Genomic DNA, 26,160 nt, shown 5'->3' with positions numbered 1-26,160 from the left:
GTACTCTGGCTTACAAAAAAATTGAGTTGATACAAAAAGTCATTGGAGTATTTACCAGAGAAACCTATTGCTGTTTCATAAAATACTACAAAAATTATTTGAGCTTTTTATAATATCAAACTCAGCAAATAACTGCTCATATAGGTTTTCATTTGGATGGTCACATCGGTATTCCTTGATAAGATAACCGGATTCCATATAATGTTCTCGAGCTATATATAAGAGATTGTATTCTTTCAACAACTGAAGACCTTTGCGTAAACTTCCTCCCCTCAGCCCATGTCCGAAGAACATCTCATGACCCACTTCATGCAACCATTCACGAAAATCCTCTCCTAATGTTTCTCTAATTAGGGCTAAAACTGAAGAATCAGGGTTTATCAACATAAATCGTAATATACTTATTTTATATTTCTTCTGCTGTTCATCTTCACATTCCAACACTTTTGTCTTAATAAAATTGGATGTTTCATCGCCCCAAAATTTAAAGAAATGGGTTAAAAACTGACTACTACCAAACCTTACCAATAAAAGTAGAAGCAATTTGTGCTGTTGAGTACCCTGAATTAATTCTTTATTATCGAAAAAGGTGAGAACCATTGCGAAATAGTCTACTTTATTATGTTTTATCATTTGAAATAGGCTATTATGAAATACATTATCATCATCACGATGCATAGTGAGCCAATTCATTATGAATTCACATAGCTTTTTTTTGCCAAGAATTTCTTCGAAAATGTTTAAACACTCTTGAAAACGCGCAACTGAAAAATTCACACCTAGAGTATGCCAAAATGATCTTGGTTCGATTAAGCTGGAAAGAAATGCAGCACTGATATACTTTTTTTGATCATTCCCATCTGGTGTGAGTAATTTTTTAAAGAATTTTCGTAATAACTCAGCATCTGCAAAATAAACAATGATTTCGTGTGGGAAAAGACCGGTATCTGAATCAATACCATGAGTATCAAAAGAGTACTCCATTAACTTCATCAATAACGACAAAGGTAAATCAATCCATTGTGATATAAAACAAGTCATATATTTTATAAGATCTTCTGCTGAGGGTGCAAAATGGGTCATCTCTATTTCATGAGACTGACTAGTATGCAGTAATGCATAAATTAATGGGATATTCTTTGTTTGGACTGCTTTGACCAGTTCCTTTGCTTCACATCTTGAGTATTGAGTTCCCTTTTCTTGAGCCATCACTTGAGTAAGCAACAATTGCTTTTGGTAACCGCTGAAAAAGGAAAAAGAATTCACTGGACTATCCCATACATAGGAAGTTGGACTATACGCAAAACGTTTAATAAATAGTGGTTCCCAAGTGGTATTCTTTCTGGAAATATCAAGCCAGCGCCGAGATAAACTCATTATAGTGAGAATATCTTTAGCTATGGAGTAGGTATGACCTCTTCTTGAAGTGATTTCTAGGATGTATTCTTTTACCATCTTTAGTTGTTTTATTGTTAAAGGGAATTGACAATTGAAGTTTTTCTTTTCGTCAAAAGGGATTTTATCTAATATATCGTATATAGAAATATTATCTTCATATAGAACTCCATCAGGGCTCTTAACAGTGTAAGCAAAGGAAACATTTGGATCATCTTGAGATTTTTGATCAAATTTAATATAAAGTATATTTCCTTTAATCTCCTTATGATCTGACATTAACTCGAGGTCATATTCCATGAAATCATCACTGAATAGAATTTTTGAAATTATTTCTTCTGGTAAGGGGTATTCCTGTTTTTCTTTCATAAGCGTTCCTTGAATGTTTAACCCGTATTACAGTTGAGTCTGTCAACTTATGACTTAATCTTTAATCATACCCCCATAATAATTCGTGCATGTTTATATTGAATGATAAACTCAGGTAATTCTGTAAGGTTTTTGTAATCATATCCCCCTTTGTCTATTTAATTTTTACAAAATATATTTAAAATAGACACAATGAATAATTTAAGGTGGTTTTTTTGTGTTGTCAATACCAATTAACACCATGAATTTTAATGAATATCAGCCAATTTTCTTCAAGGAGGTACATTGTGTTGAGTAAATTTTTTCAAAAAAGCAATAGCCAAGAGAAAAAAAGCTTCCTACTTATTTTCAAAACATCGGCCCCACATTCCGCAGTAAAGTTCAGAATTTCATAGGCTTTATAACTCGGCGTAAAGGAGAATCATCAATCCAGCCCCATTCTTTAACAGCAATGGTGAAAGCATGGGAAAGAGCTGCCATATATCGAACTACAGTAGAAGGAGAGCGGAGTTTGTTTCTTGTTGTTATACCCGAAGATAGTTTATCTCTTCGTTCCGCAATTAAAGCAGGTGATATGTCGGCTAAACAATATTGTCCAAGTTCATCTTTCCACCATCTAAGATGCAGAATAGTATTTTTATTGTTTTTGGGTTTAAGCGGTAGGACATCTTTGATGTAGCGGTCGATCATTTCTCCAAGAGTTCTACGTTTGGCCTCTGTAGTTTTAAAATGACGGCCTTCGCGAATAGCCGCTTCAGTTTGTGCTGCCCAATTGCGGGCATCAGTTTTTCTTCTGAAGGTAGCTTGCTGAGTGGGAAATCCTTTAAGTCTTACTTTAACGCGGTAGCTTGGTTTGCCCTCTTTATCGATTCTTTCTTCTATAGTGGCCATAAATAAACATCATTACACACAAGTAGCTACTATAATAAGTCCCAAATGATAGCAACATCAGTTAAGTAATCCGTTGAAAACATATATCAACGAGTTGAAATATATAGATATAAAAATTTAGATTCAGGGGAATGGGGCACTTTAGGGGCACTGAAATAAAAAATTTGCTGAAAAATGTATTTTTAGATGGAGGGTGGCACAATTGTCTTTAGCAAGTATTACATTCTATCAGGATGACATCCCAGCTGGTTGCTATAATATAAGGAGTATGAAAAAGGAATATTTCTATGCAATATCAAATGCTATTGAAAAGGATAAAGGAAGCAATTGCAAATAATAATATGACCCAGTTGCTAGATTTAACTTCTGAAGATTGGGTTATGATTTATCTATACACTGAGAAAATATTTCTTAACTCATTCGCTGTTGAAATGGATTACTATAATTCATATGACGATGAAGAAATTTTAAATCTAAGTTTTCCTATTAAACAATCTTCAGCTTCTTGCGTTGGTCATAATACTGGAGAAAAACTTCGGTGCTCATTGGAAATCACTCATGAGTCAGGTCTGGGCGATAGTCTAATGTGGCCTTTGCATTTTTATCGAACACAATATAAAAACGGAAAGTTATGCGAGCACTATGAGTTACTGCAAAATTTTGTCCATATTAGTGGAATATTCCTAAATGATAAAGATGGTACTTATTCCTTAACAAATGAAGAAGGTGATACAGAAGTAAAGGTGGTAACGGTATTAGATTCAGATATTAAGATGATACTTCTAGAGAGAAGGGCATTGGATTATTACCTTGGTTACTCGAACAATTTTTTGGTGAGGTTTTTTGAACTGAAGAAATTAGGGGAAGAACAAAGTTGGAAAATCGAAAGCTCTGAAACACATCATATAAAACGAAGAATATACCTTGAAGATGAACAAGGATGGTGCAAAGGTGCGGAAACTATTCTACCAATACATACTATTGAACAAATTGAGATGGGGGAGCAAAAAAAATATGAGAGCTTCACTATTTATGATTTTAAACACAAGCAAGTTGTCGAGTGTTCAAGCGATCCTAATGCACTTGATAACTATTTTGAGGACACTGGAAAACCATTTGAAATGAGTCCTGTATTTTTTAAACCGGAAGTTTTATCTGAGTATAAAAGCAATCCTGAGAGATATGAAGTTAATGAGAGGAATATCAAATGCTATGGTGCTTGGAGCCTTAAAACATACTCAATAAATGAGGAAGGGCAAGTACATACCTATATTTATTACTTGGGTCAATTGCCTCACAAAGAGCAACTCCACTGGAAAAAATATAATGAAGATCCAAAGGCTGGAATTTCAGAAGTTGCATATAATACAGACTTTTTAGCGGAGTTTGATGAGGCAGAATGTCCTCTTAAAGAAATCAAAAAGCAGCTACTTAACTTTCCTCCTTATGTTGCCAATGAAAACGAGTATATTATTTGGAAGCCAAAAGGAGGAAATATTGATGCTTTGTTTAATCAAACTCACCCAGTAATCACAGATATAAGCAGAGATTACAAAGACTTTCTTTTAAACCTATGTGTTTTAATGATTGATGGATTACAAGAAAAAACTATTTGTGATTTAGCTCAGGCTGATAAAGGTGCTAAGTCTCTTACTTGTTTAGAGATGCTTTTAAATAAGTGGGGTTCAGGCCATACAAAAACTATTCTAGACGCCATGAGAAAATTGCAAAGAAAACGAAGCAAATTTGTCGGTCACGGGGGTGGGGTGATTGACTTTGATATTAAAGAGTCTGCGCTGAGCTTATCAAAAGAGTTATCTATAGCTTTAAATTTGTTGACCGGTGAAATTATCAAGAACAGTGAGAACAAACTTAGTTGATTCTAGCTCACTAACTTATTGTTGATTGTTGTGATTTGTTATTTCTAAGTGCCCCATCAGTGCCCCGCGGGGCTTTGTTTTTCAAGGGCCAATTCTAATTAGAAGTGCGACAGTCACAAAAGCTGATATCATGTTTTTGGGAAACTTGAAAACAGCAAAGGAGACTGCCACATGGGACAGTATACTCAATTATCAGTGACTGATCGACGTCGTTTATATACTTTTATTGATATGGGATTACCTGTATCAGCGATAGCCCTTAAGTTGTCCAGGCATCGTTCAACTATATATAGAGAAATTAGTAGAAATCATGATTCAGGGTTGTATCTGCCAATTATTGCGCAACATAAAGCATTAGAAAGAGCCAGAAATGGACGTACCACTAAATTGAAAAGTAATGGTGTTTTACGAGACTATGTTATTAGATCATTAGAAAAAGGCTGGAGTCCAGAGCAAATTTCTGGACGCATGAAACATCAAGCACTGAGTTTTTATGTTTGTCCGGAAACAATATATCGACACATCTATCAATCCAATAATAAATCACTTTATCATTATTTAACTTACAAGAAGCCTGGAAGGCGTAAACATTTTGGAAGAAAGCATCGACTTTGTCGCTATGGTAACCCCTATCTTATTACTCAAAGACCAGAAGAAGTTAATACAAGAACACGATTTGGCCATTGGGAGGGTGATACCATTGAGTTCAAAGGCAATAAAAGCAAAGTTGTTACCACACTAGTTGAACGTAAAACAAGAATGGTTTTCTTGCTAAAAAATGAGAGCAAGCATTCCAGAGGTGTCATGGAAAAGATACAAACTAAATTTGAAAACCTCCCTAAAAAAATGGTTAAAACCATTACCTTTGATCAAGGGTGTGAGTTCGCAGACCATCAATACATCGAAAAAAACATGAACTGTGATGTCTATTATTGCGAGACACGTTCACCATGGCAGAAAGGAAGTAATGAGAATATGAATGGTCGATTAAGACGCTATTTACCTAAAAATGCTAAAATTGAATTAATAACACAAAAAGAACTTGATTTAATAGCTGATAAAATGAACCGGTGTCCTAGGAAATGTATCGGCTATAAAACACCCAAAGAACTGTTTATACAGCAGTTTAAAAATGATTGTCGCACTTGGAGTTAAAATGCGCCAAGGGGTGATTTCGTAACTACTTGATTTTATTGGTGGGCCCACTAGGACTTGAACCTAGGACCAACGGATTATGAGCCCGTCAATGCCAAAATAACTAATTGATTTTATTATAATTTTAATCGCAGGAAACCACTACAATTGTCGTACGAAGTATAACAGAGTCGTACTCAAATACGCAAATTCCCCACAATGGGTTTTTACGAAGCTATTTTAATATTGAAACCCATTTGACGTTATTGGGTTTTGATATTAAAATTATAAGTATGAAACTAAATAATGAAATGACATTGAAAGATCTGTTTGCAAGACCAGTCTTTTACGCCGCAGAGGCACGTGAAGCAGGTATCCATCCCAGCCGGCTCAGCTATTATGTAAAAACTAATAGGATTGAACGCATTGGTCACGGTGTTTATCGAGGTGTAGAATCCTCTATTGACGCGGATTTTCAATGGGAAGATCTGATTATCATTGCCAAAAGTATCCCACAAGGTGTGGTCTGTCTAGTCTCCGCTTTGGCTCTGTATGAGTTGACGGATGAAATGCCACGAGAGCATTGGATAGCCGTTCCTCATTCTACTACGGCACCAAAACGAGATCATACTCGTATTGTTAGAATGCGTGATATGGAAACGGGTAAAATCATGTACACAGTAGGGCGGGAAACAGTCGTCATTTTTGACAGAGAAAGAACGATAATAGACGCTTTCCGCTATCTCAGTAAAGAAATTGCCATTAAAGCGCTTAAAGCAGCAGCGAGTGGTAGAGCGTCCCAAAAACTGGATATTAAAAAGCTTCAACAGTATGCGAGACAATTTGGACTTAATCTTGAGCCTTATATTTTGACGGTGACAACATGAATGAACAAGCCTTAAAAGCACGATTAAAACATATTGGCAAAGCAAAAGGTAAGAATTCTAATGAAATCTGGAAGCTATTAGTTTTAGAGCGATTTTTAGCTAGACTTTCTCGTTCTGAATATTCTGATAAATTCATATTCAAAGGCGGGTTGCTATTATCCTATTATCTGACTATTGGCAGAGAAACCATTGATATTGATTTATTAGCTAGACGGCTAAATGCAGAAAAATCCAATGTAGAAATAATCATGCAAGAAATCTGTTTACTAAATCTGGATGATGGGTTTCAGATGCAGTTCATCAATCTTGACGATTTAGATCACCAACATATGAATTACCCTGGGTTTCAAATAGGGATCGCTGTTCAATTTGGAGTGATGAACGATAAATTTTTTGTAGACATAGGTGTGGGTGATGTTGTTGATCCAGTATTACTAGAGTGGCCACCTTTTAATTACAAAGAAAAGCCATTGTTTGAAGATCCTATTTCGTTGGAAGTATATCCCGTTGAAACCATTTTTGCCGAAAAACTAGAAACCCTCATTTCTCGGGGTGCAGCTAATAGTCGCATGAAAGATTATCATGATCTGCTATTGTTATGTCGCAACGAGAGTAAGCTAATTGATAAAATTCGGTTAAAGGATAATATCACCCAAACATTCCAAAATCGGGGAACAGTATTTTCTTTTCCAGTTCAGTTTCAGTCTGATGAACTAGAACGAATGCAGCTGCTTTGGTCAGGGCATTTACGTGTTTTAGGTGTTGATCGAGTTCAGGTGCTTGGTTTGCCAGAAAAGATAGAAACAGTTATTAAAGATCTAAATCAGTGGTTATTAACTATTCAGGCTGATTGAGACAGTTATTAAAATACTATCCTTGAAAATATATGCCATGCTTTAATAATAATCATAAATCATGGCAAAGGAATCGAGTTCGAAGTACCTCAATAGAGTTCTAATCTGCAAATAAATATAGTATTTATTTACAAAAGAGAATCAAACAAGAGCCAGCAAACAATATGGCTGATGACAACAATGCAAATCGACTGAATTTTTGCGTCTTTTGCATTAGGGAGTTAGCCTCAATTAATGAATCCGAGATCAATTTTTTCATAGCTTGAACTGATTCCCTAGTAGATCCTTGCAGTAAGATAGCTATAGCTTCTTTACTACTAGCTAATGCTGCATTAAGAGCTTTTTCAGCTTTTTCTTTGGCATCATTTTTCCATTGTGAGGAAATACCTTCAATTTCCTCTCGGAACTGTACAAGCAAATCCTGTTGGGCTTTTCGATTTTCCTCAATCAGTTGTTCATTCATAGTCTGAAGCATGAGTATGGGATCGTCTTTACCCAAAAGTACACCATGTTTGATGCTGATATCTTGAATAATTTTATCGAGTTTCTCTGACATTAGATCACCCTGGCGTTATCCAGCTGTCCAAACAATTGATCGCGGACGATCTTTAATCGCTGACGGGTCATAATGCTTTTCTCTGGCGTACCCAGTACTTCATCGAAGGTCAGCTTTTGTTGAAGCATTTCGGTTAAATCACGGCCGTAGGTTTCTTTTTTCAGGTCGGGGATTTGAATTATGGCTGATATTCTGTCTTTGTTATCTCGGTAGGCTTTGAGTTGTTCAAATGCTTTGCCTTCATGTTCAATTGCTCCCCAATAGGGATTGAGCCAGACGACAAACTGTGCTTCATTTGCAAACTGGTCAATCAGCTGTGCGAAGCCATTAATGGTATCGAATAAGGCTTGGCCTCCGGTTATGACAGTATGAATCACCATTTCATGGCCTAATTCCTTTAACAAAGCCGGAACTTGATTGCTGATGAGGTAGTGAGATAGCGGTACAAAAGAACTGGCACCGTTGTCAATGACTACATCATTAGTTGTGGAGGCAATTTTTTCAATGAGGGTATCAAAAAGACGGGGGTTAATTTCATCACCACTCATAACTTGAATATGATCGACATTTAGAGCTTTAAAGCCATGAAAGGTCGAATTGATGGGGTCGGTGTCAATACACAGCGGGGTGTGGCCTTTGTGTTGTTTGTATTGAGCTGTGGTTGCTGAAATAAATGATTTGCCGACACCGCCTTTTCCCTGCAGTGTGATATGTATCTTTGCCATTACAAGAGTTCCTCCAAGTTGGGTTTGGGATTAAAAGTAAAGCCGCGAATTTCGGTTTTTGCCTTACTTTTAGCCTTTTCATCATCCTTGGTTTTTTCCTGCATAGATGGCTTTTTTTCTGCAGCAATCAAACGTGCTACATAGCCACAAAAAGTTTTATATGAAAATGAGATTTTGCCTTCTTCAACTAAGGTTTCCCAGACAAGCTTTATAGACCAACCATCAGCTAGGGCTGAAGCGATATCGTTTTTTAAAGCAAGAAATGCCGCTTTATTTACAGATTTAGCAGAGGCTTTTCTTAACATTTGTTTTGCTGCGATTCGTTCGCTGAGGGAGTTTCCCATGTCATACCATCAACTTATTATTGTTCTCTTTCTGATAGTACAAATTATTTTGTTGCTGTGCAATGAGTCGAGTTATTTTATTTCCTTTTGGCGTAATTAAACCTTCTCTAAAGCGCATAAATATGTAATTTATCGTAATTATTGGTAATTATTAGAAATTAATTTGGTTTCAAAACAAATAGCCTTGTAATTACATAAAATTACCTGATAGTATGCTATTAGATGAACTTAAAACGCAGGGCAAGATAGGTGAAGTTAGCTAACCAGCAAGCTGGCTACCAAACCTCACAAGTCTTATTCGCACCTTCGGTGCTCAACGAAAACCCTATGTTCTGAAGTCAAATCAATACCCAAAGGATTGCAAACCACTTAATTAAGAGGTCAGCATCCTTATGGACGATAAACCCAAAACACCCACTAGAAAAAATGGTCGCCATCTTCGCGTACCTGTTTTGCTTTCCGAAGAAATTCAGATTAAATCGAATGCAGCCACAGCTGGGCTTTCAATTGCCGAGTATTTAAGAAGGATTAGTCTCGGTTATCAAATTCAAAGTAATGTTGATAAGGATTATATCATGCAGTTAGCCAAGATTAACGGAGACTTAGGACGACTTGGTGGACTTTTAAAACTATGGCTAACTCAGGATAAACGTGTTGCACACTTTGACCTCCAAACAATAAAAACCTTGTTAGCTCGTATTCAAACTACTCAGGATGCGATGTTTGAAGTAGTGAAAAAACTATGATTATTCGCCATATTCCTATGAAGAAAACAAGGCTTAGTAGTTTTTCAGGCCTTGTTCAATACCTATGTAATCAACAAAACAAACAGGAGCGGGTGGGTAAGATCAGATTATCAAACTGTACTAGTCTTGATCCCATTTGGGCCGTGCAGGAAGTATTGGCAACGCAAGCTAAAAATCAAAGAGCCACTGGAGATAAAACTTACCATATGCTTATTTCCTTTGCTCCAGGAGAAAACCCTTCGGCTCAAGTTTTACAGGAAATTGAAGATACAATGGCATCATCGATTGGATTTAAAGAGCACCAAAGAATCTCCGTTGTTCATCATGATACAGACAATCTTCATATTCATGTTGCGATTAATAAAATACATCCTCAAACCCTTAATATGATTGAACCTTTCAGGGCATATAAGATTTTTGCTGAGGTCGCATCCAAGCTAGAAATTGAATTAGGTCTTCAAATAACCAATCATCAAACCCGTAAAAACCATTCAGAAAATCTTGCTGACGATATGGAGCATCACTCAGGTATTGAAAGCTTAATTAATTGGATGAAACGCTCTTGTAAAGAAAAAATCGAGGCTGCCATTAGTTGGAAGGAGATTCATAGCATTTTGGCAGGACATGGGTTGATGATTTGTATTAAAGCTAATGGTTTTGTGTTCTGCGATGCCCAAGGGCTTACTGTTAAAGCAAGTTCAATTTCCAGAACCTTTTCTAAAAAAAATCTCGAATCTAAGCTAGGTTCATTCCTACTATCCTACCCAGAAGGTGATAGACCTGTATCAAATGTTTATCATTATGAACCATTAAATAAAAAGGTACTAGGCTCTGCGTTCTATGCCAAATATCAGGATGAAAAATCGCACAATAAATGTTTTGTTTCAGACAAACTTAAAAAGTTGCGTGAGGCCAAAACAAAACTTATTGAAAAGGCGAAAAAGCGAGGACGAATTAAACGAGCGACTTTGAAGTTAATGAACTTTTCTAAAGCACAGAAAAAGTACCTCTATCAGCATATAAACAAAACGCTGCTTAATGAGATTGATAACATAAGAAAAAATTATGCAAAAGAACGTAGCCAGTTATTAGATTCTCATACAAATACAACCTGGGCTGATTGGCTGAAACAAAAAGCACAAGGTGGCGACCAGGATGCTTTAATGGTAATGAGGTATCGTAATCGTAAAAATAAGCATGATTACACCATATCAGGATCAGGCTCTTCTTTTTCTTCCTCTTTAAATTTTGGGCAAATCGACTCTGTTACTAAAGAAGGTACTGAGATTTATAAAAAAGATAACAGTGTTATTAGGGACAATGGAAAGGAAATTATCATTTCTAAAGGCGGGTCTATTCCTGCGCTTAAAAGAGTCTTGGAAATGGCAAGACAGCGCTATGGTGATTGTATTTGTGTGAATGGGTCTCCATTATTTAAAAAGATTATCTTGCAGATTGTTATTCAATATCAAATGCCAATCACTTTTGCTGATTTGGATTTGGAAAATCAACGTCAAAAACTAAATTTTGAACAGGAGAAATCCCATGATCAATCAAGAGCAAACCGACAAAGCCATCGAGGAAGAACTTCAGGAGGCCATGAGGCTGCTGGTGCAGCCACTGGAAAGAGAAGGGGAAGTACAAAGCCCAACTCTTTCAGCATTAGACAAGGCTCGCCAGCCAAAGATCACGACAGCTTGCGAAACTTGTCCAAATGCGATCTGGTTCAGCTCACCGGAGGAGGTCAAGTGCTATTGCCGGATAATGCACATGATCACCTGGAGCGGAAAGGATTCAAATCTGATAACCATGTGCGATGGAAAATTTTTGGAATAAATGACAAAAGTAAAAGCCGCAAAAATAAATAAATTGGGGTTAATTTTCCATCTATCCTATAGTTATTAGATGGGGTAATTAAGAAAAAACACACTGATATTAGGAATAACCACGGTTTTAAGTAACTTAGGGAAAACTATGGACGATGATAAATTAATTTTGGATGCGGCTAATAGCTATGGTTTTAATTTAGAATTCCGAGCAAAAAAGATACTGGAAGAAAAGAGTTTTTCTGTTTTAATGAATCAGTTAATAAAGAATGAGGATGAATTTGTAGAGGTCGATATTAAAGCAGCGCAATATCAAGGTAGGGAATGGCTAATTGAGTGTAAAGGGGCCACAAACTCATCATATCTGATTTTGATTAAAGAAGATAATGGCATTGACCCCAAAATGTATAATACAAGGCGACATGCTATTAAGGATTCTAACTATCGAATTGCTCAATTCAAACCAGATGAAAATCAGTATTTTTTTACGTTTACTGGTGATTTTTTTAATAAAACAGGTACTCAACTGAAAAAAGCAGCTAAGAATGACTTTGAAAATAATTTCTTTAAGGCTCAGAATCAAATTTTGTCGGCTATAAAGGCTATATCAGTAACAGATGTAGATAAAAATAAATCAAGAGACTTTCCCATCATCATCCCCATTATTATTACAAATGCTAAGTTATGGGTTATTGATTACAATAATTCCTCAGCCCCACAAGTTAGCCAATATAAATGGGCTTTACATAAAATACCAACTAAAAATAATTTATATATTGCTCCCAAAAATGCAAGAGAATTTGACTCAATTTCAATACTGGTATTAAACATTGAATATCTGGAAGAGTTTCTGAGTAATTATTCATTTTGTGAAGACGGAGAAATAACAGTTAGTAATGGCTCATTGTAATAAGACAGGTAAAGGTTCGAACCTGATTGCTTGAACTTTTACCCATTATGTTGAATCTAGGAAATATGAATTACATTACTGTTCTTTGACAATCGCATACGATTATACCGTTTAGCAATTTTTTCAACCTTTGGTTTGATCTGACGTATAACCCCTTCGAAACCCAATTTGCTATGATTTGCCAAGTCATTAAAATCACTGAATTTTTTAGGGTTTGATGACTGCTCATTCGATGCGAAGGTTGGTAGCACAATAAAACCATTGACAGCATCAGCAGCTTCGCCAGCTTTTTCTTTACCGGGGTTGATACCCTTCGATAACTCCAGATGCTTGTCATCATCCGCGGCCAGGATAACTGGAGTATGTGGATACTTTTCATGCAATGCTTTTGCTACTGCTTTTAGGTTCCCTGAATCAAAGGCAGAAACGACAGCAGGCAGCTCACATGCTTCTTTTATCGTTGCAGCAGTAGCATAACCTTCGGCAATTATAATTACAGGTGTATCAGCAAGCTTTTCCAAACCACCTAGCACGTGGAAACAACCCTCCTTTTTGGAGTCTTTTGCAAAGCGTTTGGTTCCATCTTCGGCAATGTATTGAACAGTCCAAAGTGTACCTTGGCAATCTGTTGCTGGAATACAGGTTAGTTTTCTTTCTTCATCAGTATAGGCGCCAGAATGAACCTGAATACCTTTGGCCTGCATATAAGGCGTGGGTTCCAAAATCTCTGTCATCATCGATAATTTTTCTTTGAGTCTTAATGCAGTACTTTTTTGCTTAGCTTCAAGCTCACGTTGGCGAGTTTGTTGTTGCTCGAGTGCTTCTGCCTTAAGCGTTGTCTTCTGTTCATCAGTTAAAATGTAACCCTTACATTTCCAATTAAGTTCGGCACCAGTTCGATTATTTTTAATATATCCAGCCGGAATACCATCTAAATGGGCTACATAAAATCCTGCCTTTTCACCGTTTTTATCACCCTCTGTAGCTATGCGATGAGGTTTACCATCCATAATTGGATGCCCACCTGAAACAATAGCACCAAGGCTCACCAATGCCGCCTTAAATTCATCTTCTGGTATAAGCGCTTTATCCTGGGTTAGTATTTGATTTTCAGGAAGCCAGGCTTTGATTTTCTCAACAGGAACACCAGGATTTGCATACCAACATTTTTGAACTTTATCCCAGGCAATACCTGGTGTTCCATCAGTGAGTTTTCCTATTGTGGATTTAGCACTCTCTTTTTGTTTGAAGGGGATGCTTAACCAGACCTTTTCAGAAGTGATGTTGTCAGTTGCCATAAAAACTTCCTCTTTTAGTTTATCATCCTTGAGTTCAATAAGTTCTGACAGTTGATGGTTTTGGGTTTGCTCTAAAGCACAGAGGTGATTCACTATTTTCTCTGCATCTGCGGAGGCTCTGAATATTTCTAAGGGCTCATCATCCAAAACACGAATCCATGATTTGATATAAGCAGTGTGTTGAGAAGGGTCATGACCTATACCAAGTTCGGCACTTAACAGCATGCTTGCAATTTCTGCTCTTAATTCTTCTTTGGCATAAGCGTCTGAACCAAAGGGATGGTCTAAATCTCTATCCAACCTTGAGGGATGACCGCTCCAATGCCCTAGTTCATGCAGGGCAGTAGCATAGTAGTTCGCTGCGGATTTAAATTGCTCTTTCGGTGGAAGATGGATGCTATCAGTCGATAACCTGTAAAAAGCTCTGTCTGCTTCAGAATGCTCAATGTTAGCACCTGAGTTATGTAGCAGTTTTTCTGCTCTTTCAATTAAGGACCAGTCTGGCTCTTTTGTAATGAGTTCGGGCATATTATCAATCTGTGAGGCATGAAATACTGTTGCATAAAACACCTTGGGTCGTTCAAGATTCACCTGCACTTTTAATGGATTACCTTGCTCATCAAGCACAGGTTTGCCAGCATCATCTTGTTTGATTTGTTCTTCATGAAATTTCCAGTACTGAATCGTCGCGCCTTTTTCTCCCTTGCGTACTTGAGCATCGATACTTTGTGCTTGTTTGTAGGTTAACCAGCGATTGTCATCACTTTGATTCAGCATTAAATACAATGCATTAATCCCGCGATAACGTTTACCTGTTATTGGATTATAAGGAACTTGACCATTACCTGTGCCTGGTTCCCATGGTTTTAGCCAGGGTGCTGTTCCTGCTTTCAAGCTTTCAATAATTTGATTGGCAACGACTTGATGATAAGGCATTTTAGTCATAAATAGCCTCCATCGCATCTTCTTCATTGAGTGCCTCTTCAAAAAATGCGCCCATGATGTCTGCTTCTATCGGACTGACCTCGACAAGAAAGCCAGGGATTACTAAATCCTCGAACTTTTCTGAAATCACATTCATTAACTCGGTTTCATGACTCATGTGGTTTTCTCCCGTTTATTAATTACCCATATGGGTGTGATCATTCCCTTGATTTGTCTTGTGTGAACAAGACCATAATATCGACCATCGAATGACCATTCGCTTTGACTGGTCATCGTCATGATTTCATCTTCTTGAAGTTGATAATTCATTACCTGCCATTGAGGTAAAGTGCGCTTCATTCCATCCTGTAATTTTGGTTTTGAATAAGGAATTAACATTTGATTCACATAAACCCCTTCATTTGTCACAGAGAGGATATCGCCAGATACAGCCACTACTTTTTTCATTAAATAGCCATATCCATTACAATAAAGACCATGATCTATATAACCTCTGTTCTTGGCTAATCTGAAAGTTTTCCTATCATCTGGGCAAAAAATCACATAAGCATTTTTTAGCGGCTCTGTGCCGGTGATGCGATATAAGCCTATAGGAATGGATTCAGTAAGATTTATCCTAAAGCCCATAGAATGGAATAACATGCCTGCAGCAATAGTGCTTATCAGAAAAATAGTGATTATGACGGATAGTTTTTTCATAATCGGATCATCTCATCTTCACTTAATCGAACACGTAACATATCTGAGTGAGCAGGAGCTTCTACAGAAGCCCTAGCCATGAAGACTGGATCTTTAAAATAAAGCGGTTGTTTGCCATAAATAGCAGGGAAGCCCGCTGCATAAACAACCATGTCGCCTGCTTCAACAATCAAGCCATTAGAATCTTTTTTAGGCCCAGGCATACGCAGGCACTCATCAACGGTTAAAAGAGGTCTCGATATTTCTTGAATGGTTTTTGATATTTGATTTAAGAATGTAGAAAAGCGTTTACCGCTGGTGGTGATGTGTTCTTTAACAATCGTTGTTTGACCTGTTAGTTTGGAAAGATGTTCTGCCGTTTCAACTCGGTTAGGTGGATAAGCATTTTGGATGTGGCAATTAGAGGTGATGGTTTCATCAGGGCCATAACCACGTTCACGGCTTTTAAGCTGATTAATGTCCTGACAAATTAAGTAAAATTTTAAACCATAACCTGCAACAAAGGCTAATGACTCTTGTAGAATATCGAGTTTTCCAAGGCTTGGAAATTCATCTATCATGCAAAGCAGTCGATGTTTATACGTTTTTTTTGCACTCACATAAGATAAACCTTTGTCATCGGATACACGCTCAAATTCCATTTTGTCAGCCAATAGTCTTACTATCATATTAATCATGACTCTAACCAGAGGTTGAAGCCTGGCCTTGTCATTAGGTTGAGTAACAATATAGAGACTCACGGGATTTTCATGATTCATTAAATCGCGAATACAAAAATCAGAGGCAGAGACGTTATGTGCTACCACTGGATCTCGGTATAACGCCAAATAAGATTTTAAAGTAGATAGTACAGATCCTGCTTCTTCTTCGGGTCGGTCGATCATGTCACGCGCAGAGGCAGAAATAACAGGGTGGGTTTTGCCCTCTATATGTGGATATTGCGTCATTTCAATGAGCAGGTCGGCAATATTAATATGGGGATCAACCAGCATGCGGTCAATGTTGGGAAATGTGGCTGGTTCTCCCTGGTTGTTCAGTTTATAAATCGCATGCAGAATAAAACCAACCAAAAGGGCTTGAGAGGTTTTCTGCCAATGCGTTTCCAATCCTTTACCATCGGGATCAACTACAAGTGTTGCCAAATTTTGTACGTCCCCGACCTCTGATTCAGTACCGACTCTGATTTCATTTAGTGGGTTCCAGCGTGCACTTCCTTTTAACGTTGCAGGCTCAAATCGAATGACTTTGTTGTTAGCATGTTTCTGCCGCCATCCAGCAGTCATTGCCCAAAGTTCACCTTTTAAATCGGTAATGACGCAAGATTGTTTCCAGGATAAAAGGGTAGGGATCACTAGACCAACTCCCTTCCCTGAGCGTGTTGGTGCATAGGTTAAAACATGTTCAGGCCCATTGTGGCGCAAATAATGAATCTCACCTTTGTCATCTTCGAATGCTCCAACATAAACTCCTTCATCATGTCCAATGAGGCTCGCACTGTTTAAGTCTTCCCAATTAGCCCATCTGGCTGAACCGTGTAGGTAATCACTCACATTGTTCTTTTTAAAATATTTGGAAGCCAACACGATCATCATTAAAAATAGACTGCCAATCATGACAATCAGACCAAAGGCGGCATTAAAAGAATCCGGGTAATAGGCTTGATATTTAATAGCCCAAATAAAAATCTGCCAAGGCATATAAATATGGGCGAATGAAGTCCCTAAGACATCAGCATAGTGAAATTGATGTGCGAAAAACTGCGTGCCAATTTGCATGCTGATTAAAAAAGAAGAAATCACTAACCAGGTATGCGTTTTATTTGCCTTGCCATGATTTTTTTCTCTGACTTGAGGGCCTATGGCTTTATTCAGTTTGTTTAGGCTCATTTGCTTTCTCCAGATACTTTCTGGTTCACAAACTGACTGACCTCATCTGATGTATCAGTACCTGAACTAAAGCTACCTCCAGGAGTACCCATAGACAGAATATTTTGTGCGTTGGATTCTTGCGATTCAGAAGCAGATGAATCTACCTTGTTCTGAATTGCCTCAGCAATTTTTCCACCTGTTGTGTCAGCAATTTTTTCAGCAATGGCCTCTTTAACCGAGTTTGCTTTTTCACGAGCTACATCCATAGTACCTGATGCTAAATGGGAACCAAAAGAACCTGCAAATTTGGCAGCTGTTCCCATGGCTTCGGCTAAACCACCGGTTTTAGAGCCTTTATCCATTCCTGACAGTGCACTTGTATCGCAAGAGTTGGTTGATTGACTGGCTGCCTTAAACGCAGCATTAAGTGCGGATAATCCACCACCGCTTTGAGCAAGTGTGCTACCTACCGCACCCGCCATGGCAGCCCCAGCTATTCCTGCAGCCCCCATAGCACCGCCCAGGCCGAGCCCACCGCCACCACCAGCACCACCTCCTCCTGATACAATGCCTGCTAAAGCAGGTGGAATTTTATTAATAAGAACCAGTAATAGTACGGCAACTACCAGCATAACAAACATTTCTTTTAACATGATGTTTTCAGACATCGCAGCGTAATATTGATCTACAAAGGATTTACCAATACCAATAATTAAAATCATAGCAAAAGCTTGTAATGCAATCCCCAACACAGTTTTGTAGTAGTTAATAGCAATGTCCTGAGTCCAACGGCCACCGCCAAACCCTAATAAAACAATGCCACCATAAGTTAAAATCCATGCGGTGATTAAGATAATGAGCATATTGATACTGACCAAAGCCAATATAATCAGAATAACGCCTGCAACGAGTAATCCTACTGTGGTTGCTGCAGGAGACCAGATGGATGAGCTGTCTATGGCTTTTGAAACAATATCAAAACCAACATCCACGATATCTGAAGGAGAGACGTGCTCATTAATTCCAGAAGCCTTTGCTGCAAGTTGCCGCATGGAGTCTATTATTGCTTTTGCAATTGCAGGTCCATTGTCCAAAATCCAATAGAAAAAACCGACAACCACAAAAAACCGTACCGTTTCAGCTAAGAATTCTTGTATGTCTGCTTTGCGTAATGCCATCAAGCCGTAAGTCCACACCATACTGATTAATGCCAAAGACCAGAATAGATATCTGGCGTAATTCAACATGGTTTTGCTCCATAGCGCGGATGTGCTGGCAAACCGTTGTAAAATATTATCGAGTAAATCACGACCATCCATGCCATGCCCCTGAGCATGGCAGTAAGTGGAAAATCCAAATAAACTAAGAGCAATTAAATAGGGGATTATTTTTTTATTCATAGCATTACCACTTCTTGCCAGAGCTTTTGGAATAACTACCCCCACGGAAACACGCATCACCAATCACTTGGAGTTCTTCTTTAGTTCGACCCTCTCTTGAGCTGTTACATGTTAGAGAAGCCAAGTGTTCAGCCTTTTTTTGAGCTGTGGTTGCAGCACTGTCGCAACCTGACAGGACACAAGTAAGAACCATAATTGATAAACATAAAACTTTCATTTCCTCTCCTTTTTATGATGGATTACCACTTTTTCCCTGAGCTTTTATGGTATGCCCCTGATCTGAAATGCTCATCTCCTGCAGTCTGTATCGCTTCCTTATTGGCATTCGCTGCATCTTTGACGGCCTGGGCATTCTGTTGCGCCAATAACACACCTCTGATTTGAAGCAATTGATGGGATTGATTACTAGCTAGTTGAGAAGCTGCTTGAAGAGCCTGTTTTTGGCCTGCAGCACTTTGTGCCTGTGATTGCAAAGTGCGCAGTTTAGCAGAATCATTTTTTAAGCTCTGTTGTTGTTTATCAATCCCTTTGAGCATGGCATCATTGGAGCGTTTTTCAGCAACAGAAGCCGCTAATCTGCTTTGTTTGATTTTTCTAAGTTCTTCAGCAGAACATTGCCCCGTGCCATTAAAACATGGGGTCTTTTGGTAGTATTCCTGACTTTGGAATCGGTCCAAATATCCTTGGAGGCTGCCAGCTTCCTGTTTGTAGTAATCAATGGTATCAGTCGACTCAAGCAAATTATTAATAACAGAGTTGGCATTATCCCATTCAAAGGAAGTCAGTGATTTGGTGTTGTCTAACATGTTTTGATATTGGTCCATCTGATTCTTGTATTGATCGACTTGCGTTTTATATTCGCTAAGCTGAGTTGCAATCATCTTTCCATTTTGAATCCAGTTTGCAACGTCAAAAACAGGTGCACCACTTGCGAATGCTGGTAAAACAAAGCAATAAATAATCATGGATTTAAATTTCATAATGCTCTCCTTCATTGATAAGCAAATTGCCTATAGGGCTGCTTAAACGTTAAATCTTTCACTACGATGATATTGAAACGATAACCTGGACGGACATTGATAGTAGGAGCCACATTCAGGTTTTTTGAAACCAGTTGCGAAGTAACCTCGCCCAACTGTTGTCCTAAAGCCTGACTCATCACACTGCCAGCCGTGGGCTGGGCGTAACCGAATTGATTAGATTGATTGGTATTTTGGCTATAAGTAATACCAGCAATAATGCCTGACATTAAAAGCGCTGAACCATAAATTCGCGCATAATGATGATCTACTTGATCGCGAAAACCACCATATCCAGCACTATCAGCACCTGGCATAGAGCCGATATCCAGAGCTTTACTGTCTGGAAACACCAGACGTTGCCACGCCACTAATACAGAGTTCTGACCAAAAGGGACATCACTGGAATAAAGCCCCAATATCTTGGTGCCTTGGGGTATTAAAAGATATTTTCCGGTAGCGGTGTCATATACGTTTTGTGAAACTTGAGCGATGATTTGACCTGGTAATTCTGATGAAATACCGCTAATCATTACCCCTGGAATCACGCTGCCAGCTCTTAGTTCGTATCGACTGTTTGGATTTTGCAGCGTTGAATTTAAATGCCAGCGCATTTCATTTTCCTCACCACCTAATGTTTGTGGCATAGGTTTGGCCTGTCTTCCTTGTAATAATGCGAGTTGCTCTTTAAACGCTGATGAAGGGTCGATGTTTAATGTCATCTCATTGCTATTCATAGAAGTTTTAGTAGTGTCGCGATTATTTAATCGTGGGTTATCTACCATTATGGATGACTTAGCTTTGACAGCCTCTTCAAATTCTTGAGTTTTTTCCTGACGAATACGCTCGAGTTCAGCTTCAGATACCTCCTGTGTCAGAGTGTCTTCTTGATGTGGAAGTTGTTCAGGAATGGGCAAAGGACCTGCTTCTTTATTAGCTATCGTGTCACTCTGGGGCGGAATCACTGCTGTTTTATGATTTCCTACCACATCATTGGCAAGGTTCATGGTATTTTTCTTAGGGTTCTTAACCTTTACTATTTCTGATGGCTGGTTTTGCGCATTAGCCCGTTTATTGGCAACTAAGGCGATGAGCATCACAAAAAGAGTTAAAATACCAATTGCAATCATGAGTGGCACATTATTTACACGTTTTACACCCGTGGTTTGAAGCTTTTGCGGTGAATTATCCGGTGACAAATAATCATTATTTTGATTCATCGTTCTTACTCCTTATGAGTCCATGCGCTGACAGGAAAGATATTTTCATGGTTTTTTGCATATAGACGGCTCAATGTTTGTATTCCTACAAAAAGGCTTACTCTGTAACTTTGAGGTTTAAGCTCATCAAGCACATAGAAAAAATTAGCTTTATTCTTAGGGCATTGATTTTCATTGATGCCATAACCCTTTTTTCTCAAGTTTTGAATAAGACTTAATCCAAAGCCATCTGTTACTCTTTGACCAATACAAAATGTATTTTGAGCAGGTGGATATACTCGCGTTAATTGAGTAGCTGCATCTGCCGCCAGATAAGCATCTTTGCCCTGAGGCATTTGAGTGAAATTGCCATAACGCATACTGGCACAGCTTGATAACAAGACAGCGAGCAACAAAAAACTTAATTTTTTCATCTTCAGCACCTTGTAATAGTAATTTTTTCTTGAGAGGAGCCGCTGCCGATAACCAATATGGCTTTATCAAAAACCCCATCCACGATGTAACGACAGCCCTGAAGGCGATAATTGACCATCACGGACTCTGATTTTTTAAATAGTCCTCGACCTCTTAAAACTAGCAGCGCAGGCGCTTCACTTTGAGCCATGGTTCTTGGCATCTCAATAATCGTTTTGACACCATTGTTATAAACTCTCACTGGTTTAAATCGGGCATTGCCTTGAATTCGATAATTGAAGTTAAGATCGCCTAGATATTCATTGGTTTCTGGTAAGGCATCTACTTTTCGTCTTTCAGCCTGAATGCGTTGTAGTAACTGCCATTTGGCCTTTGCCTCATCAGGATAAGTAAATGAAATGTAAGGCATAAATTCGGTTCTATCTGACTTTAATCTAAAGTGATACGTTCTTCTGTCTGTGGTGACTACCAAAGAAGAATCAAGCCCTACATCTTTAGGTTTTATGAGCAGATGGATTTGTTGCATAGTCCCAGATCCTGTGATGGATGGTTCAACAACAAAGCGTGGGTCACCGACATTCATGTCGTTAAACTGCTCACCTGGTTGGAGGGCAATATCACACACTTGTAAAGGCGCACAAACTACCCTGATTTGCCCTGATCCATAAATAAAACTGACTGAACCATCAGCGGAAGCAAAGGGTTTACTTGTTTTTTCTCCTTTTTGCGTACGCTCTGCAATATCTAAACCTTGTTGTTCCTGACTCGATAGCTTGGGCACAGTATCCGAAAAATAATGCTCGGCCAGAATGGTGTTATCCAATGCAAAACTTGTGAGCGGTGTTAATAAACAAAATAGCTGCATTATTCTTTTCATTGCTGTTCTCCATGCTTTAATTCGTAGGACCAGTTAAAATCACGTACATAAATCAGGTGGGGATTTTTTAAAATGGACTCACTGGTGACATCATTGATTTCATTCTCCTGATACATCGTAACCATTGCTTTCATCATGCGAGGCTTTTCTTTAAGGGATCCATCACGATTTCTCACCGTTTCAACCCAGTCTACTTGCCAAGTCTCATCCGACTCTTGAAGTACTGAGCGAATGTCTATGCTCACAATCTCAAAGGCAGCTCTTTCAAAGGGATTAGATTGCTGTTTGTCACTATAGAACTCTTGAATCTTAGCTAAAGCCGCATCATTGGCATTTAAATAGGAATACACTTGAAAAACTGCTTTCTTTTGCAGTTCCGTATCAAGGCTTACCATGCGAACGTTTTCAATAAAATGGGCAGCTGCAGCACGATAATCATCAATGCTTGCCTCACCAACCTTATCAGCACGGGTAACTGACAAGGTATTGCCATTGGCATCTTGTTGAAACACCAAAGGGATAAATTTGGATTGACTACCTATCGCGATGAGTCCACCGACTGCCGCTAATGCAATTAACAAGCTACCTAAGCCTACCAATTGCCAAACTTGTAGTGATTTCATAAGTCCTGCGGTATGAACATTCCAGGCGCGTCTGGCGTTGAGGTAGGGGTTATTCGTTATACTTTTTTTCATGCTGCTTCTCCGTACTGAGCCAAATGAATACCTTTTTCTGAAAGCCATTGAGAGACCCACTCATCTTCATACTTCGACTCCAATTGCTTCATACGCGCAATCGAATCGGGATCTGTTGCACCAACAAATGCCAAGGCCAAAGGTCCTAACGCCAATTGATAAAGTCTCTGGCCTTTTTCACTGACATAGTAGTAATCACGTTTGGGTTGAGCAGATGCTATGATGTCTATCTGGCGTGGATTTAAGCCCATGCGCTCATAAATGAGTCGGGTCTCAGGATCTCTTGCATAAAGATTTGGTAAAAAGATTTTGGTGGCGGTTGATTCAACAATAATATCTAAGATTCCAGAGTTGGCTGCATGAGATAAATGTTGAGTTGCCATAAACACCACACAGTTTTTCTTAGCCATTGAGTCAAGCCATTCAGCAATCTTATTTTTAAACACAGGATGCGCCAGCATCAACCAGGCTTCATCAAGCAAGATTAGGGTGGGGCGACCATCTAAAGAAGTTTCAATACGCCTAAAGAGATAAAGCAACACAGGCAATGCAAATTTTTCACCTAAGCTCATTAAATGCTCGATTTCAAAGGTCATAAAGGAAGACAAGCCTAATCCATCACTTTCCGCATCCACTAAATGGCCCATCAACCCATCAATAGTGTATTGCTTTAATGTTTCTCGAATAGGCTCATCCTGAATTGTCATGACAAACTCAGATACGGTTTTAGAGCCACTTTGGTGCATGCTTAGAATGGCATGGCCGATTTCATTGCGCTGAGCTGGTGTGGTATTCAAACCATTCAAAGCTAGAATTGTATCAATCCACTCCATAGCCCAAGCCCGATCTGCTTTAGTTTCTAAAAACTGCAATGGCGCAAAGGCAAGGCGTGAGTCTTTACCTGCGATAGTGAAATGCTCCCCACCTGTTGCTTTACAGGTTGGATACATAGACATGCCTTTATCAAAAGAATAAATACGGGCATCTTTATATCGACGCCAGGATAATGCTAATAAACCAAGATGAGTTGATTTACCAGAGCGTGTCGGACCAAACATAATGCCATGTCCTAAGTCTCTGACATGAAGATTCAGACGAAATGGCGCATTACCGATAGTGACACAGTGCAGCAAAGGCGGTGATTGAGGGGGAAATAGTGGGCAAGGCGCTTTATTTTCACCCGTCCAAATGCTAGATGTTGGCAACAAGTCCGCTAGATTCATGGTATTCATCAGAGGTCGTCTGATGTTTTCAACACCATGGCCTGGTAGGCTGCCCATGTAGGCATCCATGGTATTAATGGTTTCTGTTCGTGCGCTAAAGCCTAAAGCGTTGATATTCTTTTCGATAAATAGAGCAGCTTTCTCAACGTTTGCTCTATCCTCATCCATCAACACCACGACGGATGTATAATACCCCTGACCCACCATTCCTGAATTGGTTTCGGCAATTGCTGCTTGCGCGTCATTAACCATGCTGAGCGCATCTTCATCAACGATACCGGAGCTGGTATTAAACATTTGGTCAAAAAAACCTCTCACCTTTTGTTTCCACTTTTTACGGAACTTAGTGAAATGAGCTACAGCTTCATGGGGATCCATGAATATGAAGCGAGAGTTCCAACGATACTCCACAGGTAATTGAGTCAACAGAGTTAAAATACCTGGGTAAGATTCCATGGGGAATCCTTCAATAGCAACACATTGAATGAACTTTCGGCCAATTTTGGGTGTTATACCTGGAATTAATTCCTGACCGCCTATGAGTGCATCCAGATAAATTGGATTTTTAGGCAGATTAACGGAATGGTTAATTCCCGTGACACAATATTGAATATGTCTTAAAAAGTTATCTTGAGTAATCTTATGGTTTTCATTGATGATTATTTCTGAGCCTAACCTTTCCAGGTGAATTGCTGCGCTCATACGTGACTCAAAGTTTCTGCATGATTGCTTGAAGGTTTCAATCAATTGATGGGTTTTTTCTTTGTGGTTTAACTTTTCCCCTGAATCATCAAACATCAATTCAACAAAACGCTTTTGTGCCAATACAGGTGGATACCAGGTTAGTGTGATAACAAAATAGCCTTCATACAAAGCACCAATACTTTCAAAGTATTGCCTTCTTTCTTCGTCAACAGCCTTCGACACAAGATCGGGAAAGTATGAAGCACCGCACTCACTGTAGCTAGGAGCAGCACGTCTTATGGCATCTACATGAATCATCCAGCCATTACCCATGGAGGACATTGCCTGATTGATTCGAAAAGCCATCATTTCACGAGCTTCATCGGTAGTGTTGGCAATATCTTCACCTTGATAAAGCCAGGCTGCCATAAACGATCCATTTTTACCGATAATCACGCCATCATCGACTACCGCAGCATAATTTAGTAAATCAACCAATCCTGCTGTATGACTTCGATGTTTTTTGACATGGTGTTTACGACTTTTCATTCTAGCAGCGCTAAACAACGTACCTAATAGCAACAGCCCAGTAATACTGATTAAAAAGGTAATGAACTCAATCATAAATAACCCCCTTTATTATTACGAAAAGGGGTTGAACGTGCTGGGTAATAGGCCTGATAGCCTCTTTGTCTCAGATAAACGGCTCTCATATAAGGATCGGCTTTTGCCATAAGCCTAAGCCCTTTTAAAGATAAAAACCAAAGGGCAAAGCCAAAAATAGCGGCAAGCCAATCTTGTGCTGCGAATATTAAGATTGCTGAAAGTAATCCTGAAAACATCACCAGCTCGCGGTCACCACCCAAAAAAAGACTTGGGCGGTTACCACATCTGCGTATAGGAATGCTACGAAGACTCATGGCTGTGTCTCCATAGCTATTTTTGAGACTGAAGGTTTAGCAATTTCGGCTCCTTTGCCTGTAATTGCTGTCATGGTATTTTGTGCTGCAACCAAGAATGAAAGTACCAGTACAATAAAGAGAAGGGTTCGCAAAAAACCATTCATTTCACCACCAAAAATCAGCGTGGCTCCTGCGCCAACTAAACCAATAATCGCAGCAGTAAAGGCAAATGGGCCGGTAATGGATTTTTGTATTTTGGTTAGATAGGAGTCAAAAGGTAAACCTCCACCTGCACTTGATGCACAAGCAGGATGTGTTATTAACAGAAGCAATAAAACAATCGCTCCCATCATCCATAGACTTCGATAATTTATATTAACTGCTTGGTTCATACCTATA

26 protein-coding genes are annotated in these 26,160 nt (G+C 38.8%); 7 read left to right on the top strand and 19 right to left on the bottom strand.

Translation table 11 applies throughout. The features are described from left to right. Positions 1 to 75: 75 nt before the first annotated feature. A complete protein-coding gene (locus tag ACZ5EK_RS12295; protein ID WP_464429913.1) occupies positions 76 to 1,764 on the bottom strand; it encodes a hypothetical protein in 1,689 nt (562 codons plus the stop codon). Between the two features lie 381 nt (positions 1,765 to 2,145). After that, positions 2,146 to 2,655 carry a hypothetical protein gene (locus ACZ5EK_RS12290; RefSeq protein WP_464429912.1) on the bottom strand — a complete coding sequence of 170 codons (510 nt, stop codon included), beginning with the start codon at positions 2,653 to 2,655 and terminating at the stop codon, positions 2,146 to 2,148. Positions 2,656 to 2,942: 287 nt separating this feature from the next. On the opposite strand from ACZ5EK_RS12290, the gene ACZ5EK_RS12285 reads away from it, so the two are divergent. From ACZ5EK_RS12285 to ACZ5EK_RS12270, 4 genes are all read left to right on the top strand, one after another. Next, positions 2,943 to 4,535: a hypothetical protein gene (locus ACZ5EK_RS12285; protein ID WP_464429911.1), complete on the top strand. Its 1,593-nt coding sequence runs from the start codon at positions 2,943 to 2,945 to the stop codon at positions 4,533 to 4,535. Positions 4,536 to 4,706: 171 nt separating this feature from the next. Next, the gene (locus ACZ5EK_RS12280) at positions 4,707 to 5,690 is read left to right on the top strand and encodes an IS30 family transposase (RefSeq protein ID WP_464429910.1); all 984 of its coding nucleotides are present in this window, start codon (positions 4,707 to 4,709) and stop codon (positions 5,688 to 5,690) included. Positions 5,691 to 5,962: 272 nt separating this feature from the next. After that, positions 5,963 to 6,556 carry a type IV toxin-antitoxin system AbiEi family antitoxin domain-containing protein gene (locus ACZ5EK_RS12275; protein ID WP_464429909.1) on the top strand — a complete coding sequence of 198 codons (594 nt, stop codon included), beginning with the start codon at positions 5,963 to 5,965 and terminating at the stop codon, positions 6,554 to 6,556. Further along, positions 6,553 to 7,410 (top strand): nucleotidyl transferase AbiEii/AbiGii toxin family protein, encoded by an 858-nt coding sequence (locus ACZ5EK_RS12270; protein WP_464429908.1) that lies wholly within the window; start codon positions 6,553 to 6,555, stop codon positions 7,408 to 7,410. The genes ACZ5EK_RS12275 and ACZ5EK_RS12270 overlap by 4 nt, the downstream gene beginning before the upstream one ends. 124 nt (positions 7,411 to 7,534) lie before the next feature. Here the strand turns inward: ACZ5EK_RS12270 and ACZ5EK_RS12265 are convergent, their stop codons facing one another. Genes ACZ5EK_RS12265 through ACZ5EK_RS12255 form a run of 3 tightly spaced genes read right to left on the bottom strand, consistent with a single transcriptional unit; the run spans position 7,535 to position 9,035 of the window. Then, entirely contained in the window at positions 7,535 to 7,966 is a 432-nt protein-coding gene (locus ACZ5EK_RS12265) for a conjugal transfer protein TraM (RefSeq protein WP_464429907.1), read from the bottom strand. Next, positions 7,966 to 8,691, bottom strand: a complete 726-nt coding sequence (locus ACZ5EK_RS12260) for an ArsA-related P-loop ATPase (RefSeq protein ID WP_464429906.1) — start codon at positions 8,689 to 8,691, stop codon at positions 7,966 to 7,968. The genes ACZ5EK_RS12265 and ACZ5EK_RS12260 overlap by 1 nt, the downstream gene beginning before the upstream one ends. Beyond that, complete coding sequence (locus ACZ5EK_RS12255) at positions 8,691 to 9,035, bottom strand: TraK family protein (RefSeq protein WP_464429904.1); 345 nt, start codon at positions 9,033 to 9,035, stop codon at positions 8,691 to 8,693. Before ACZ5EK_RS12255 ends, ACZ5EK_RS12260 begins: the two co-directional genes overlap by 1 nt. A 392-nt stretch (positions 9,036 to 9,427) precedes the next feature. On the opposite strand from ACZ5EK_RS12255, the gene traJ reads away from it, so the two are divergent. The 3 genes from traJ to ACZ5EK_RS12240 all read left to right on the top strand — a co-directional run bounded on the left by traJ (position 9,428) and on the right by ACZ5EK_RS12240 (position 12,517). Continuing rightward, positions 9,428 to 9,781, top strand: a complete 354-nt coding sequence (gene traJ, locus ACZ5EK_RS12250) for a conjugal transfer transcriptional regulator TraJ (RefSeq protein ID WP_464429903.1) — start codon at positions 9,428 to 9,430, stop codon at positions 9,779 to 9,781. Next, positions 9,778 to 11,649, top strand: a complete 1,872-nt coding sequence (traI, locus tag ACZ5EK_RS12245; protein ID WP_464429901.1) for a TraI/MobA(P) family conjugative relaxase — start codon at positions 9,778 to 9,780, stop codon at positions 11,647 to 11,649. Before traJ ends, traI begins: the two co-directional genes overlap by 4 nt. Before the next feature lie 106 nt (positions 11,650 to 11,755). After that, positions 11,756 to 12,517: a hypothetical protein gene (locus tag ACZ5EK_RS12240; protein ID WP_464429900.1), complete on the top strand. Its 762-nt coding sequence runs from the start codon at positions 11,756 to 11,758 to the stop codon at positions 12,515 to 12,517. 56 nt (positions 12,518 to 12,573) lie between these two features. Here the strand turns inward: ACZ5EK_RS12240 and ACZ5EK_RS12235 are convergent, their stop codons facing one another. Genes ACZ5EK_RS12235 through ACZ5EK_RS12170 form a run of 14 tightly spaced genes read right to left on the bottom strand, consistent with a single transcriptional unit; the run spans position 12,574 to position 26,153 of the window. Continuing rightward, a complete protein-coding gene (locus ACZ5EK_RS12235; protein WP_464429899.1) occupies positions 12,574 to 14,760 on the bottom strand; it encodes a zincin-like metallopeptidase domain-containing protein in 2,187 nt (728 codons plus the stop codon). Then, positions 14,753 to 14,917 (bottom strand): hypothetical protein, encoded by a 165-nt coding sequence (locus tag ACZ5EK_RS12230; RefSeq protein ID WP_464429898.1) that lies wholly within the window; start codon positions 14,915 to 14,917, stop codon positions 14,753 to 14,755. The genes ACZ5EK_RS12235 and ACZ5EK_RS12230 overlap by 8 nt, the downstream gene beginning before the upstream one ends. Then, positions 14,914 to 15,459: a conjugative transfer signal peptidase TraF gene (traF, locus tag ACZ5EK_RS12225; RefSeq protein ID WP_464429896.1), complete on the bottom strand. Its 546-nt coding sequence runs from the start codon at positions 15,457 to 15,459 to the stop codon at positions 14,914 to 14,916. Before traF ends, ACZ5EK_RS12230 begins: the two co-directional genes overlap by 4 nt. Then, positions 15,456 to 17,345 carry a type IV secretory system conjugative DNA transfer family protein gene (locus tag ACZ5EK_RS12220; RefSeq protein ID WP_464429895.1) on the bottom strand — a complete coding sequence of 630 codons (1,890 nt, stop codon included), beginning with the start codon at positions 17,343 to 17,345 and terminating at the stop codon, positions 15,456 to 15,458. Before ACZ5EK_RS12220 ends, traF begins: the two co-directional genes overlap by 4 nt. Then, positions 17,342 to 18,727, bottom strand: a complete 1,386-nt coding sequence (gene trbL, locus ACZ5EK_RS12215; RefSeq protein ID WP_464429894.1) for a P-type conjugative transfer protein TrbL — start codon at positions 18,725 to 18,727, stop codon at positions 17,342 to 17,344. The genes ACZ5EK_RS12220 and trbL overlap by 4 nt, the downstream gene beginning before the upstream one ends. Before the next feature lie 4 nt (positions 18,728 to 18,731). Continuing rightward, on the bottom strand, positions 18,732 to 18,944 hold the full coding sequence (locus ACZ5EK_RS12210) for a hypothetical protein (RefSeq protein ID WP_464429893.1): 213 nt from the start codon (positions 18,942 to 18,944) through the stop codon (positions 18,732 to 18,734). A 22-nt stretch (positions 18,945 to 18,966) separates the two neighbouring features. Then, on the bottom strand, positions 18,967 to 19,707 hold the full coding sequence (gene trbJ / locus ACZ5EK_RS12205; protein ID WP_085662608.1) for a P-type conjugative transfer protein TrbJ: 741 nt from the start codon (positions 19,705 to 19,707) through the stop codon (positions 18,967 to 18,969). Positions 19,708 to 19,718: 11 nt separating this feature from the next. Then, a complete protein-coding gene (locus ACZ5EK_RS12200) occupies positions 19,719 to 20,966 on the bottom strand; it encodes a TrbI/VirB10 family protein (protein ID WP_464429891.1) in 1,248 nt (415 codons plus the stop codon). Between the two features lie 5 nt (positions 20,967 to 20,971). Beyond that, positions 20,972 to 21,379: a conjugal transfer protein TrbH gene (locus ACZ5EK_RS12195; protein ID WP_464429890.1), complete on the bottom strand. Its 408-nt coding sequence runs from the start codon at positions 21,377 to 21,379 to the stop codon at positions 20,972 to 20,974. A gap of 2 nt (positions 21,380 to 21,381) precedes the next feature. Continuing rightward, on the bottom strand, positions 21,382 to 22,257 hold the full coding sequence (gene trbG, locus ACZ5EK_RS12190; RefSeq protein ID WP_464429889.1) for a P-type conjugative transfer protein TrbG: 876 nt from the start codon (positions 22,255 to 22,257) through the stop codon (positions 21,382 to 21,384). Continuing rightward, a complete protein-coding gene (locus ACZ5EK_RS12185) occupies positions 22,254 to 22,952 on the bottom strand; it encodes a conjugal transfer protein TrbF (RefSeq protein WP_464429888.1) in 699 nt (232 codons plus the stop codon). The genes trbG and ACZ5EK_RS12185 overlap by 4 nt, the downstream gene beginning before the upstream one ends. Continuing rightward, the gene (locus ACZ5EK_RS12180; RefSeq protein ID WP_464429886.1) at positions 22,949 to 25,483 is read right to left on the bottom strand and encodes a VirB4 family type IV secretion/conjugal transfer ATPase; all 2,535 of its coding nucleotides are present in this window, start codon (positions 25,481 to 25,483) and stop codon (positions 22,949 to 22,951) included. The genes ACZ5EK_RS12185 and ACZ5EK_RS12180 overlap by 4 nt, the downstream gene beginning before the upstream one ends. Then, complete coding sequence (locus ACZ5EK_RS12175; protein ID WP_464429884.1) at positions 25,480 to 25,779, bottom strand: conjugal transfer protein TrbD; 300 nt, start codon at positions 25,777 to 25,779, stop codon at positions 25,480 to 25,482. Before ACZ5EK_RS12175 ends, ACZ5EK_RS12180 begins: the two co-directional genes overlap by 4 nt. Continuing rightward, positions 25,776 to 26,153 (bottom strand): TrbC/VirB2 family protein, encoded by a 378-nt coding sequence (locus ACZ5EK_RS12170; protein WP_058511821.1) that lies wholly within the window; start codon positions 26,151 to 26,153, stop codon positions 25,776 to 25,778. The genes ACZ5EK_RS12175 and ACZ5EK_RS12170 overlap by 4 nt, the downstream gene beginning before the upstream one ends. Between the last annotated feature and the right edge of the window lie 7 nt (positions 26,154 to 26,160).

Source organism: Legionella sp. JM-2024, assembly GCF_055389095.1.
The sequence above is the reverse complement of the archived record's forward strand: the minus strand, read 5'-3'. Positions and strand labels throughout refer to the sequence as shown.

Bases quoted from the DNA above. Each gene is read 5' to 3' on its own strand.
- ACZ5EK_RS12295 (WP_464429913.1), bottom strand. From the start codon at position 1,764: ATGAAAGAAAAACAGGAATACCCCTTACCAGAAGAAATAATTTCAAAA.
- ACZ5EK_RS12290 (WP_464429912.1), bottom strand. From the start codon at position 2,655: ATGGCCACTATAGAAGAAAGAATCGATAAAGAGGGCAAACCAAGCTAC.
- ACZ5EK_RS12285 (WP_464429911.1), top strand. From the start codon at position 2,943: ATGCAATATCAAATGCTATTGAAAAGGATAAAGGAAGCAATTGCAAAT.
- ACZ5EK_RS12280 (WP_464429910.1), top strand. From the start codon at position 4,707: ATGGGACAGTATACTCAATTATCAGTGACTGATCGACGTCGTTTATAT.
- ACZ5EK_RS12275 (WP_464429909.1), top strand. From the start codon at position 5,963: ATGAAACTAAATAATGAAATGACATTGAAAGATCTGTTTGCAAGACCA.
- ACZ5EK_RS12270 (WP_464429908.1), top strand. From the start codon at position 6,553: ATGAATGAACAAGCCTTAAAAGCACGATTAAAACATATTGGCAAAGCA.
- ACZ5EK_RS12265 (WP_464429907.1), bottom strand. From the start codon at position 7,966: ATGTCAGAGAAACTCGATAAAATTATTCAAGATATCAGCATCAAACAT.
- ACZ5EK_RS12260 (WP_464429906.1), bottom strand. From the start codon at position 8,691: ATGGCAAAGATACATATCACACTGCAGGGAAAAGGCGGTGTCGGCAAA.
- ACZ5EK_RS12255 (WP_464429904.1), bottom strand. From the start codon at position 9,035: ATGGGAAACTCCCTCAGCGAACGAATCGCAGCAAAACAAATGTTAAGA.
- traJ (WP_464429903.1), top strand. From the start codon at position 9,428: ATGGACGATAAACCCAAAACACCCACTAGAAAAAATGGTCGCCATCTT.
- traI (WP_464429901.1), top strand. From the start codon at position 9,778: ATGATTATTCGCCATATTCCTATGAAGAAAACAAGGCTTAGTAGTTTT.
- ACZ5EK_RS12240 (WP_464429900.1), top strand. From the start codon at position 11,756: ATGGACGATGATAAATTAATTTTGGATGCGGCTAATAGCTATGGTTTT.
- ACZ5EK_RS12235 (WP_464429899.1), bottom strand. From the start codon at position 14,760: ATGACTAAAATGCCTTATCATCAAGTCGTTGCCAATCAAATTATTGAA.
- ACZ5EK_RS12230 (WP_464429898.1), bottom strand. From the start codon at position 14,917: ATGAGTCATGAAACCGAGTTAATGAATGTGATTTCAGAAAAGTTCGAG.
- traF (WP_464429896.1), bottom strand. From the start codon at position 15,459: ATGAAAAAACTATCCGTCATAATCACTATTTTTCTGATAAGCACTATT.
- ACZ5EK_RS12220 (WP_464429895.1), bottom strand. From the start codon at position 17,345: ATGAGCCTAAACAAACTGAATAAAGCCATAGGCCCTCAAGTCAGAGAA.
- trbL (WP_464429894.1), bottom strand. From the start codon at position 18,727: ATGAATAAAAAAATAATCCCCTATTTAATTGCTCTTAGTTTATTTGGA.
- ACZ5EK_RS12210 (WP_464429893.1), bottom strand. From the start codon at position 18,944: ATGAAAGTTTTATGTTTATCAATTATGGTTCTTACTTGTGTCCTGTCA.
- trbJ (WP_085662608.1), bottom strand. From the start codon at position 19,707: ATGAAATTTAAATCCATGATTATTTATTGCTTTGTTTTACCAGCATTC.
- ACZ5EK_RS12200 (WP_464429891.1), bottom strand. From the start codon at position 20,966: ATGAATCAAAATAATGATTATTTGTCACCGGATAATTCACCGCAAAAG.
- ACZ5EK_RS12195 (WP_464429890.1), bottom strand. From the start codon at position 21,379: ATGAAAAAATTAAGTTTTTTGTTGCTCGCTGTCTTGTTATCAAGCTGT.
- trbG (WP_464429889.1), bottom strand. From the start codon at position 22,257: ATGAAAAGAATAATGCAGCTATTTTGTTTATTAACACCGCTCACAAGT.
- ACZ5EK_RS12185 (WP_464429888.1), bottom strand. From the start codon at position 22,952: ATGAAAAAAAGTATAACGAATAACCCCTACCTCAACGCCAGACGCGCC.
- ACZ5EK_RS12180 (WP_464429886.1), bottom strand. From the start codon at position 25,483: ATGATTGAGTTCATTACCTTTTTAATCAGTATTACTGGGCTGTTGCTA.
- ACZ5EK_RS12175 (WP_464429884.1), bottom strand. From the start codon at position 25,779: ATGAGTCTTCGTAGCATTCCTATACGCAGATGTGGTAACCGCCCAAGT.
- ACZ5EK_RS12170 (WP_058511821.1), bottom strand. From the start codon at position 26,153: ATGAACCAAGCAGTTAATATAAATTATCGAAGTCTATGGATGATGGGA.